The 10,498-nt window shown below is 53.4% G+C and carries 9 protein-coding genes; 3 read left to right on the top strand and 6 right to left on the bottom strand.

What is annotated here, in order from left to right:
- Positions 1 to 86 precede the first annotated feature (86 nt).
- Complete coding sequence (gene nadC, locus HMPREF2954_RS04260) at positions 87 to 968, top strand: carboxylating nicotinate-nucleotide diphosphorylase (RefSeq protein WP_045075719.1); 882 nt, start codon at positions 87 to 89, stop codon at positions 966 to 968.
- A gap of 467 nt (positions 969 to 1,435) precedes the next feature.
- On the opposite strand, the gene HMPREF2954_RS04255 is transcribed toward nadC, so the two are convergent.
- From HMPREF2954_RS04255 to aroE, 3 genes are all read right to left on the bottom strand, one after another.
- Entirely contained in the window at positions 1,436 to 2,002 is a 567-nt protein-coding gene (locus HMPREF2954_RS04255) for a hypothetical protein (RefSeq protein WP_045075716.1), read from the bottom strand.
- Between the two features lie 102 nt (positions 2,003 to 2,104).
- Positions 2,105 to 2,806, bottom strand: coding sequence for a monofunctional biosynthetic peptidoglycan transglycosylase (mtgA, locus tag HMPREF2954_RS04250; protein ID WP_003756572.1), 702 nt, complete (start codon positions 2,804 to 2,806; stop codon positions 2,105 to 2,107).
- A gap of 1 nt (position 2,807) precedes the next feature.
- Positions 2,808 to 3,617, bottom strand: coding sequence for a shikimate dehydrogenase (gene aroE, locus HMPREF2954_RS04245; RefSeq protein WP_045075713.1), 810 nt, complete (start codon positions 3,615 to 3,617; stop codon positions 2,808 to 2,810).
- 244 nt (positions 3,618 to 3,861) lie between these two features.
- Between aroE and glnA the strand changes: the two genes are divergently transcribed.
- Together glnA and HMPREF2954_RS04235 are read left to right on the top strand one after the other, a co-directional pair.
- Positions 3,862 to 5,280 carry a type I glutamate--ammonia ligase gene (glnA, locus tag HMPREF2954_RS04240; RefSeq protein WP_045075710.1) on the top strand — a complete coding sequence of 473 codons (1,419 nt, stop codon included), beginning with the start codon at positions 3,862 to 3,864 and terminating at the stop codon, positions 5,278 to 5,280.
- 256 nt (positions 5,281 to 5,536) lie between these two features.
- On the top strand, positions 5,537 to 6,601 hold the full coding sequence (locus HMPREF2954_RS04235) for a 2,3-butanediol dehydrogenase (RefSeq protein ID WP_045075707.1): 1,065 nt from the start codon (positions 5,537 to 5,539) through the stop codon (positions 6,599 to 6,601).
- A gap of 224 nt (positions 6,602 to 6,825) precedes the next feature.
- Here HMPREF2954_RS04235 and HMPREF2954_RS04230 read toward each other — a convergent pair whose 3' ends face one another.
- From HMPREF2954_RS04230 to HMPREF2954_RS04220, 3 genes are all read right to left on the bottom strand, one after another.
- The gene (locus HMPREF2954_RS04230) at positions 6,826 to 8,997 is read right to left on the bottom strand and encodes a TonB-dependent siderophore receptor (RefSeq protein ID WP_045075705.1); all 2,172 of its coding nucleotides are present in this window, start codon (positions 8,995 to 8,997) and stop codon (positions 6,826 to 6,828) included.
- Between the two features lie 353 nt (positions 8,998 to 9,350).
- Positions 9,351 to 9,989, bottom strand: a complete 639-nt coding sequence (locus HMPREF2954_RS04225) for a 7-carboxy-7-deazaguanine synthase QueE (RefSeq protein ID WP_045075702.1) — start codon at positions 9,987 to 9,989, stop codon at positions 9,351 to 9,353.
- On the bottom strand, positions 9,986 to 10,357 hold the full coding sequence (locus HMPREF2954_RS04220) for a DUF1304 domain-containing protein (protein ID WP_003757307.1): 372 nt from the start codon (positions 10,355 to 10,357) through the stop codon (positions 9,986 to 9,988). The genes HMPREF2954_RS04225 and HMPREF2954_RS04220 overlap by 4 nt, the downstream gene beginning before the upstream one ends.
- Between the last annotated feature and the right edge of the window lie 141 nt (positions 10,358 to 10,498).

Raw genomic sequence — 10,498 nt, 5'->3', positions numbered from 1 at the left:
GCCGTACTGGTTTAAAGTTAATCCACTATAAAATGAAGTTTTGCCCCATCGGTGCAACATCAATCTTTTTCAACAAAGGAAACCCCATGTCGTCTGAAAACACCCTCTTCCCCCTGCCCGACACCCTGTTGCGCCCCATGGTCGAACAAGCCCTGAGCGAAGATTTGGGCAGGCGCGGCGACATTACGTCCGCCGCCGTCATCGCGCCCGACAAAACCGCCAAACTCTTCCTCGTCAGCCGCGAAGACGGCGTCATCGCCGGCATGGACTTGGCACGCCTCGCCTTTCAGACGATGGATCCGTCCGTCCGCTTCCAAGCCGAAATCCAAGACGGGCAAGCCGTCCGCGCAGGTCAGACGCTGGCCGCTGTCGAAGGCAACGCCCGCGCCCTGCTCGCCGCCGAACGCACCGCGCTCAACTACCTCACGCACTTAAGCGGCATCGCCACCGCTACCGCGCGTGCCGTTGCCGAAGTCGCCGAATACGGTACAAACATCGTGTGCAGCCGCAAAACCATCCCCCTGCTGCGCGTCCTGCAAAAATACGCCGTCAGGGCAGGCGGCGGCGTGAACCACCGCATGGGTTTGGACGACGCCGTACTCATCAAAGACAACCACCTCGCCTATTGCGGCAGCATCGCCCAAGCCGTGCTGCAGGCAAAACAGGCGGTCGGACCATTGACCTGCGTGGAAATCGAAGTGGACACGCTGGCACAACTGGACGAAGCCATCGCGGCTGGCGTGGAACGGATTTTGCTGGACAACATGAACGACGAAACCCTGAAAGAAGCGGCAAACCGCTGCCACACGCAAACCGCCTACCCCCACACCGTCTATTGCGAAGCATCGGGCGGCATCGGCTTCGACCGCCTGAAGCGCGTGGCGCAAACCGGCGTGGACGGCATCGCCCTCGGCTATCTGACCCACAGCAGCCGCTCGTTGGACATAGGTTTGGATTTCGTGGCGTAAATTCGCCGAAGACAGCGGCGCAGAAAAAAATCCATTCAAAAACGCCCGTTTCGTCATTCCCGCGCAGGCGGGGTAAAGATGACGAAACGGGCGTTTTTTGGAGCGGATTAAAATTGCAATGATAAGCGTTGCCAACGCCCTTATGGACTTTAGCTAAATTACTTTATTTTCGACACGCAACTTACCGCTTGTCGTCATTCCCGCCCCCGCCTGCGCGAGGACAGGCTACGGCGGGAATCCATTGTAAAACTTGAGAAACCTTGATTTGAAAAAGGTTTCTGAGTTTCAAAAATGGATTCCCGCCGTAGCCTGTCCTCGCGCAGGCGGGGGCGGGAATGACGGAAAAAGTATTAAAAACTGGGCGGATAAGTGACATATGTGATGCGGCAAACAAGGTTACAGTTGCGCAAAGGTCGTCTGAAAACCCGTCACATGGTTTTCAGACGACCTCAAAATCGGATACCTGCTTATTCGCTTTCAACCTTCTCTATCTTGCGGCAGGCAATTAAAGATTCGCCGTCGGTGATGCTCATGGAAGTTTGGTTGATATCGAGAATTTGGTAATCGGTGGATTTAAAACTTTTCTTCGCAGCCATTTGTTCACTGAATTTCATATAAGAACGGTCTGCTTCGCGGCCTTTGGTGGTTTTTAAGTCTTTGACGTCAAACAAACGTTCCGAGCCTGCGCTTTCAAAAGTCATGACGATATGCCTGTCGTCTTTAATGCGCCAGAAGCCGTTATACCATTCCCGATAACGTAAGGGAACTGCGTCGTTCAGGTTTTCTTCTTTCCACTCAATCTCGATATAGCCTGCCCATAAATGCGCCGGCAGTTTGTCCTTTTGCTGAAACTCAATAAATTTCGGCGCAAACGAATGGATATCGCGTTGCGCTTTCAATTCGCAGTCCCATGCCCCGAAAAGCTGCTCTTCCTGCTTTTGCAGGGAAACTTCGGATTTCGCGGCAGGCGGCGTATTCGTTCCGCAGGCAGTCAGAAGCAATAAAGACAAGAATAAGGGTTTTATTGGTTTCATTTCCATTCCTTTGTTTTGTATATAAGTCAACCTACCATCGCTCCTGATTCAAACCACCCGACAGGTCGTCTGAAAACCCCTTCACCTGATTTTCAGACGACCTCAATCCATATCGCTTTCAGGCAGCTCCGCCGAACCCATGCGGCGCAGGATGATGTTGGTTTTGTTGCGCAGGCGTTTGCTTTTGGGGTTGTCGGCGTAAAACAGCGGCGCGGGGACGCGGGCGGCGAGTTTGGCGGCCTGCTGTTTGGTCAGGTTGGCGGCGGGTCTTTTATAGAAATACTGGGACGCGGCTTCTGCGCCGAATACGCCGTAGTGCCATTCGATGGCGTTCAGATACAGCTCGAAAATGCGGTCTTTGTCGGTAACGGCTTCCATCATCGCGGTAATCGCGGCTTCTTCGCCTTTGCGGATATAGCTGCGGCTTTCGTTCAGAAACAGGTTTTTGGCAAGCTGTTGGCTGATGGTCGAGCCGCCTGCTTTGACTTCGCCGCTTTGTTTGTTGCGCTTGATGGCGTATTGGATGCCGCCCCAGTCGAAGCCGCCGTGTTCGGCAAATTTGGCGTCTTCGGAGGCAATCAGGGCTTTTTTCAGGTTGACCGAAATGCGGTCGTAAGGCACCCAGCGGTAATCGAGCGCGACATCTTTGCCTTCGCTTTGAAACTGCCGCATCCGCATCGCCATGAAGGCGGTTTTGTTCGGCGCGACGGCGCGGTAAGTGATGATGTTGCCGTACACATAAGCGTTGAAAAAGATAAATGCGCCCAAAGGCAGGGCAATCAGCCATTTGATAATGCGGAACATTTTATAACTCTCTCATATATTGGACGACGGGCAGGACATCGGGCGCAAAGCCGCGCCAAAGCCGGTAGGAAGCTGCCGCCTGCCCGACCAGCATGCCCAATCCGTCGGCGGTTTGTTTTGCGCCTGATTGGCGGGCGAACGCTAAAAACGGCTCTGCCGCTTCGCCGTAAACCATATCGTAAGCCAAGGTGCAATGTTCAAAGATTTTCGGCGATACGGCGGGAAGCTGTCCGCTTAAGCCGCCGGATGTACCGTTGATGATGATGTCGAAGCCGCCTTCCAGTTCTTCCAAAGGTACGGCATCAATATCGAAATGCGCCGCCATTTCCGCCGCTTTGGCGTGGGTTCGGTTGGCGATGACGATGCGCGCGGGACGGTACTCCTTCAATACGGGAATCACGCCGCGCACCGCGCCGCCCGCGCCGAGCAGCAAGACGGTTTTACCCGACAGTTCCACGCCCAGCCTCTTTGAAATATCGTCCGTCAGTCCGATTCCGTCGGTATTGTCGCCGCGTATTTTACCGTTTTCCAGCAAAATCAGCGTATTGACCGCACCCGCCGCCAACGCGCGTTCGGAATGTTCGTCCGACAAGGCAAACGCTTCCTGCTTGAACGGTACGGTAACATTCGCCCCGCGTCCGCCGTCGGCAAAAAACGCTTCAACCGCCTGCGCGAAACCGCCGATGTCGGCGCAAATACGCTCATATTCGATTTCGACGCCTTCCTGCAAGGCAAATTGTTGATGAATCTGCGGCGATTTGCTGTGCGCGACGGGGTTGCCGAAAACGGCATAACGGGGAACAGTGTTCATAAAAATCCTATCCGGCAGGACAAATGCAAAGACCGCCCATTATAACCGCCTTTGCCGCCTCATACCGCTGTTTTCCAATAAATCCAAATACGCATCGGATTGTTGACAATCAGGTCGTCTGAAACTATATTCCGCAAGTCAGAAATTTAACGGATTTGCGGTTTCAGACGACCTTCGGCGTGATAAAATGCAGCAGATTTTCCGCGAGATTGCGTATCCGTTACTTCCCATTTAGGAGCCGAAAATGTCTATCAAAGACGCAGTAAAACTGATTGAAGAAAGCGAAGCCCGCTTCGTAGATTTGCGCTTCACCGATACCAAAGGCAAGCAGCACCACTTCACCGTCCCCGCCCGCATCGTCCTCGACGACCCTGAAGAGTGGTTTGAAAACGGTCAGGCGTTTGACGGCTCGTCCATCGGCGGCTGGAAAGGCATTCAGGCATCCGACATGCAGTTGCGCCCCGACCCTGCAACTGCCTTCATCGACCCCTTCTACGACGACACCACTGTCGTCCTCACCTGCGACGTCATCGACCCCGCCGACGGTCAAGGTTACGACCGCGACCCGCGCTCCATCGCCCGCCGCGCCGAAGCCTACCTCAAATCCTCCGGCATCGGCGACACCGCCTACTTCGGCCCCGAACCCGAATTCTTCGTCTTCGACGGCGTAGAGTTTGAAACCGATATGCACAAAACCCGTTACGAAATCACGTCCGAAAGCGGCGCATGGGCAAGCGGGCTGCACATGGACGGTCAAAACACTGGCCACCGCCCTACCGTCAAAGGCGGCTACGCCCCCGTCGCCCCGATTGACGCCGGACAAGACCTGCGCTCCGCCATGGTGAACATTTTGGAAGAACTCGGCATCGAAGTCGAAGTCCACCACGCCGAAGTCGGCACCGGCAGCCAAATGGAAATCGGCACGCGCTTCGCCACCTTGGTCAAACGCGCCGACCAAACCCAAGACATGAAATACGTCATCCAAAACGTCGCCCACAACTTCGGCAAAACCGCCACCTTCATGCCGAAACCCATCATGGGCGACAACGGCAGCGGCATGCACGTCCACCAATCCATCTGGAAAGACGGTCAAAACCTGTTCGCAGGCGACGGCTATGCCGGTTTGAGCGACACCGCGCTCTACTACATCGGCGGCATCATCAAACACGCCAAAGCCCTGAACGCGATTACCAATCCGTCCACCAACTCCTACAAACGCCTCGTGCCGCACTTCGAAGCGCCGACCAAACTCGCCTACTCTGCCAAAAACCGTTCCGCGTCCATCCGCATCCCGTCCGTGAACAGCAGCAAGGCACGCCGCATCGAAGCGCGTTTCCCCGACCCGACCGCCAACCCATACTTGGCGTTCGCCGCCCTGCTGATGGCGGGTTTGGACGGCATTCAAAACAAAATCCACCCGGGCGACCCAGCCGATAAAAACCTCTACGACCTGCCGCCGGAAGAAGACGCACTCGTCCCAACCGTCTGCGCCTCTTTGGAAGAAGCCCTCGCCGCCCTCAAAGCCGACCACGAATTCCTGCTGCGCGGCGGCGTGTTCAGCAAAGACTGGATCGACAGCTACATCACCTTCAAAGAAGAAGACGTACGCCGAATCCGCATGGCGCCGCATCCGTTGGAATTTGAAATGTATTACAGCCTGTAATCCGCATTTCCAGTCAGGCTAAACGAAAGGTCGTCTGAAAACCTAGAAACAAGGTTTTCAGACGACCTCTTTTTGTTTATTCAAAATACGGCCTGCCGGCCAAAGCAAAAAGTATTAAAATAACAGCAATCAAACGACACAAACCCTGCCGATAATAAAAACTGTCGTCATTCAAGCGCACACCTACCCTTCCCTGAAAAGCCGTCCTACCTTTCAGACGACCTTTCTTTCCAACCTCAAAACAAGGAGCGTTACAATGAAAGCAGCACGTTTTTACGATAAAGGCGACATCCGCATCGAAGACATCCCCGAACCGACCGTCGCCCCCGGCACCGTCGGCATCAACGTCGCCTGGTGCGGCATCTGCGGTACCGACCTGCACGAATTTATGGAAGGTCCGATTTTCATTCCGCCCTGCGGCCATCCGCACCCGATTTCCGGCGAGTCCGCACCCGTAACGATGGGACACGAGTTCTCCGGCGTGGTTTATGCCGTCGGCGAAGGCGTGGACGACCTCAAAGTCGGACAACACGTAGTGGTCGAACCCTACATCATCCGCGATGACGTACCGACCGGCGAAGGCAGCAACTACCACCTCTCCAAAGACATGAACTTCATCGGCTTGGGCGGCTGCGGTGGCGGCCTTGCCGAAAAAATCGCCGTCAAACGCCGCTGGGTGCATCCGATTTCCGACAAAATCCCGTTAGACCAAGCCGCTTTGATTGAGCCTCTGTCCGTCGGTCATCACGCTTATGTCCGCAGCGGCGCGAAAGCAGGCGACGTCGCATTGGTCGGTGGCGCAGGTCCGATCGGTTTGCTGCTTGCCGCCGTTTTGAAAGCCAAAGGCATCAAAGTCATCATCACCGAATTGAGCAAAGCGCGCAAAGATAAAGCCCGCGAATCCGGCGTTGCCGACTACATCCTCGACCCGTCTGAAGTCGATGTCGTCGAAGAAGTGAAAAAACTGACCAACGGCGAAGGCGTGGACGTCGCATTCGAATGCACCAGCGTCAACAAAGTGCTGGACACCATGGTCGAAGCCTGCCGCCCGACTGCGAAAGTCGTTATCGTATCCATTTGGAGCCACCCCGCCACCATCAACGTCCACAGCATCGTGATGAAAGAGCTGGACGTGCGCGGCACCATCGCCTACTGCAACGACCACGCCGAAACCATCAAACTGGTGGAAGAAGGCAAAATCAACCTTGAACCTTTCATCACCCAGCGCATCAAGCTGGACGAGCTGATTTCCGAAGGCTTCGAGCGTCTGATTCACAACAACGAATCTGCCGTTAAAATCATCGTCAATCCCAACCTGTAAACGACTGACATATTGATATAGCTAAATAACTTTTTTCGATACGCAACTTATCGGTTATCGTCATTCCCGCCCCCGCCTAGGCGAGGACAGGCTACGGCGGGGGTGGGAATGACGGAATTTGATGACATACCGTATTTAAAGTTAAATATGCTTGCTATAGAAACACAAAGGTCGTCTGAAAACCTCAAATCGGGTTTTTCAGACGACCTTTTCTTCTGCCTGCTTTAGAACGTGTGTTTCAACGTAGCGGTCAGGCTGCGCGGTGTGCCGTAAACGTGGATGTCGGGCATGGGGCGGTAGCGTTTGTTGAACACGTTTTCAAAGTCCAAGCCGATGCGGGTGGATTTGCCGATTTTGTAATGCGCGGTCAAGTCCAGCGTAGCGTATGGGCGTTGGGTTAAGGCTTCTTTACCGGCAACGGTGAAGGGCTGATATTCATCATAGGCGTTTGTGCCGCTTTGCCAGTTGACGTTTGCACCCAAGTTTAGGCGGTCGGTAACGTCATACGCCGTAAAGAGTTTGAAAAGGTGGGTAGGATAAGAAGGGTTGACCAAATTGCCCGCATCGTTTTTGAGTTTGGAGTACGCATAAGAAGCATTGATCAGCCATTTGTCGCTTAGGCGTCCGCCGACGGACAATTCCACGCCTTTGGTCGTTGTGTTGTTAACAGATTCATAGTAAATACGTTGATGTTCATCATCGCGAATTTCTTTCCCCAAATGGTCGCGTTTATTGATAAACGCCGCCGCAGAAGCGTTCAAACGGCCTTCAAACCATGAGGCTTTTAAGCCGAGTTCATATGTTTTGCCGCGTTGCGGTTCGAGCGGTTTGCCGTTTCGATCCAAATTGCGCACTTGCGGGCGGAATATGGTGGTATAGGAGGTGTAGGCTGTCAGATTGTCGTTTAAATCATAACTTGCGCCCAAATAGGGGATAAATACCTTGTTTTTATGCCTGCTGTCGGCAAAATTGTTGCGATCGGAACTGTAGCGGTATTGCCAATCGACAAACCGTCCGCCGCCTATCAATGCCAGCCTGTCGGTCAGTTTGAAACGGGTCGAACCATAAACAGAGAGGTTTTTCATATGGGCAAAGCCGTCGCGAAGATAGGGTATGGCCGGTTTTGTGAAATTTCCGTCAAAAAGGCGCAAATCAGGGACAACCCCATCTTTATTTCTCTTGTAATATGAAGGAGTTTCCTTATTGTACTGATAGCTGATGCCGGCATTGAATTCATGTTTGCGTCCCCAAAGCGGGTAATCGCCGTCCAAATTCAGAGAAAAATCTTGGTCGGTGTACTTGGCTTGATCGCGCTCGGCAACGAATTGAGCGGAATAGTCGGGATTAATGACAAAAGGACCAGCCATGCCGGCAACCGCGTCACTTTTTCCATAAGTATGGCTGTAGTTGCCGTTCAGAGTCCAACCGTTTTCAAACTCATGATTGACAGAGGTGAAGATTTCCGCACTGTTTTCTTTACCGTAAGCCCATTTTGCTGAGGAATTGCTGCGCGGTGAGGCTGCAAACGGTTCGAAAGGTTGATTGTTGTCAGGGTCTCCCGCTACGGTCAGATAGCTGAAAGGAGAGCTGCCGGTATTGCGGAAACGGTTTATTTCCGTACCGAGGCGCCAGTGGGTTTGTGGCGTGAGATCGTAAGACAGGATGCCGTAGAAAGTGTGATTGTGGCGCGATGTGTTCGGCAGGTAATCGCCGCCGTGGTCGCTGACCAAAATAGCGCGGCCGCGCAAGGTATTGTCGGCATTCAGAGGATGATTGGCATCAAGGACGAAACGGTAGTGTTTCCACGAACCGACACCGGCTTCTACGCTGACCGCGGGTTTGGCAGTCGGTTTTTTGCGCTCCAAAGCAACCGTACCGCCCGGTTCGCCCATACCGCCGTTGGACAAACCGCTTGCGCCGCGCACGACGACGACTTGTTCGTACAATGCGCTGTCCAGATTGTTGGTGCCGCGGCGGATGGCTTTACCGTCGTAAAGGAATTTGGGCGCACCGTCCACGGAAATGCTGTCAATCGCCTGACTGCGCGAAATAAACTCGCTGTGGCCGGAGACGTTGTTGCCCATTTTGCTGTGGAACACGCCCGGTGTTTGTTTCAACACGTCCTGCAAGGTATCCAAACCTTGGTCGTCCATTTGTTTTTCGGTAACAACAGACAAAGACTGCGGCGTTTCGCGCTGGGTCAGGCGGATGCCTGTCGCAGCGGAGGAAGCCGGAATGGTGTAGTTGGAGGTCGTCTGTTTGCCGACGCCCCGTACTTGGACAGTAGGCAAATCAACCTGCTCAACCCCATCCCCTGCACCTAAGGAGTAAGCAGACAAAAGTGCCGCAGCAACAGCAACCGGCAAACGTGCCGGACGAAATTTAGATAATGGCATGGTGTCTCCTAATTATTTAGCCGTCCGAACGGCAGCGGAGTTCCAAACCTCCTTGCACCATTCGGCAGTAAACGGCTTTTTTGTGTATTAAATAAGAATTTTTATCAAATTTCTGTAATAGGATGAAATAAAACGGTCGGAGTATAGGGAACTGACGGGCATGAATCAAATAATTTACATAGTCCCCGACACATCATTTTCATCTGCATGACCATCTTTCATTCTCAATCAAACAAATCCAAAAGTTGTAAAAAAGGTCGTCTGAAAATTTTCAGACGACCTTTTCAATAATATAAGGATTTAGAAGAATGATATTTGCGTATTAGGTTGGCATTTGATTCTTCACCATTCCCCTACTCTATCCCCGCCCATTTGTGTGTCTGCACGCTCAACTGCCAATGCACGGGCGCGTCGGGGCGGCTGTTTAAGAGACCGATTTGGCGGATGGTGTCGTAAATGTTCATCACGCCGTTTTGTTCGCAGGGCGAAAGGTAGTAATGGCGCGCACGGATTTTGCGTTCCATGTTTTGGCAGAACGCAACGACATCGCCGTCGGCAACGATGCGCACTTCGTCGGCTGTTTCGATGCAGCTTTTTTCGTATTTGGCGGCGTAGCAGGCTTTGGGACTGGTGGCGACGTAGTCGATTTGCGGCGGCGCGGGCTTGAGTCCGTTGGTTTCGATGTAGAGGAAATAACCTTCCGCCTTGAGCGCATCCAGCAGCATATCGAGATGCGGCTGTATGGTCGGCTCGCCGCCGGTGATGATGATATTGCGCGCGGTGTAGGTTTTCAGACGACCTAAGATGTCGGACAGGCTCATCATGCCGAATTTCAAATAATCGGTATCACACCAGCCGCACGCCAGATTGCATTTGCCCAAGCGGACGAACACGGCAGGCATGCCCGTGTTCCAGCCCTCGCCTTGCATGCTCTCGAAAATTTCAACGATGCGGTATTGCGGATTTTCGGGGGCGACGCTGATTTTTTTCATACCGCCAACACCGCTGCCGCCGCCAGCATCGCGGGCAGGCCTTGTTTGACGAGTATGCCTTTGTTGCCGGAAGAGAACGCGCCCCATGCGGCGGCAATCAAAACGAAGCCGAGAAACAGAATCGTCGCGCCGTAAACGGCGTTGTCCGGCGCGGCAAACCGCGACCACACCAGCCCGATGCCAAGAAAGCCGTTATACAGCCCTTGGTTGCTGAACAGGGTCTGCACGCGCTTTTGCTCCATAAATTCATAAGGCAGCTTGAACATTTCCGCCGCTTTTTCGCTGGGAATCTGCGTCATTTCAAGCCAAGCGATGTAGAAATGTTCGGCGGCGACGAGGAGAACTAAGAGGGTAGAAAGGAGTTTCATAGGTATTCCTTTGAATGGGTGTGTTTGATATGAAAGGTCGTCTGAAAAAACGGGGAATCCTTACTGAAAAAAAGACAGTTTTACAGTAGATTCAAATAAGGACGCCCCACACCGTCATTCCCGCGCAGGCGGGAATCCAGA

Origin of the sequence: Neisseria sp. HMSC067H09, from assembly GCF_001814135.1 — a bacterium.
In the GTDB taxonomy this organism is placed as follows: domain Bacteria; phylum Pseudomonadota; class Gammaproteobacteria; order Burkholderiales; family Neisseriaceae; genus Neisseria.
This window is presented reverse-complemented; position numbering and strand designations above follow the sequence as displayed.

Coding starts and splice junctions, on each gene's coding strand:
- glnA (WP_045075710.1), top strand. CDS start 3,862: ATGTCTATCAAAGACGCAGTAAAACTGATTGAAGAAAGCGAAGCCCGC.
- aroE (WP_045075713.1), bottom strand. CDS start 3,617: ATGAACACTGTTCCCCGTTATGCCGTTTTCGGCAACCCCGTCGCGCAC.
- HMPREF2954_RS04220 (WP_003757307.1), bottom strand. CDS start 10,357: ATGAAACTCCTTTCTACCCTCTTAGTTCTCCTCGTCGCCGCCGAACAT.
- HMPREF2954_RS04225 (WP_045075702.1), bottom strand. CDS start 9,989: ATGAAAAAAATCAGCGTCGCCCCCGAAAATCCGCAATACCGCATCGTT.
- HMPREF2954_RS04230 (WP_045075705.1), bottom strand. CDS start 8,997: ATGCCATTATCTAAATTTCGTCCGGCACGTTTGCCGGTTGCTGTTGCT.
- HMPREF2954_RS04235 (WP_045075707.1), top strand. CDS start 5,537: ATGAAAGCAGCACGTTTTTACGATAAAGGCGACATCCGCATCGAAGAC.
- nadC (WP_045075719.1), top strand. CDS start 87: ATGTCGTCTGAAAACACCCTCTTCCCCCTGCCCGACACCCTGTTGCGC.
- HMPREF2954_RS04255 (WP_045075716.1), bottom strand. CDS start 2,002: ATGAAACCAATAAAACCCTTATTCTTGTCTTTATTGCTTCTGACTGCC.
- mtgA (WP_003756572.1), bottom strand. CDS start 2,806: ATGTTCCGCATTATCAAATGGCTGATTGCCCTGCCTTTGGGCGCATTT.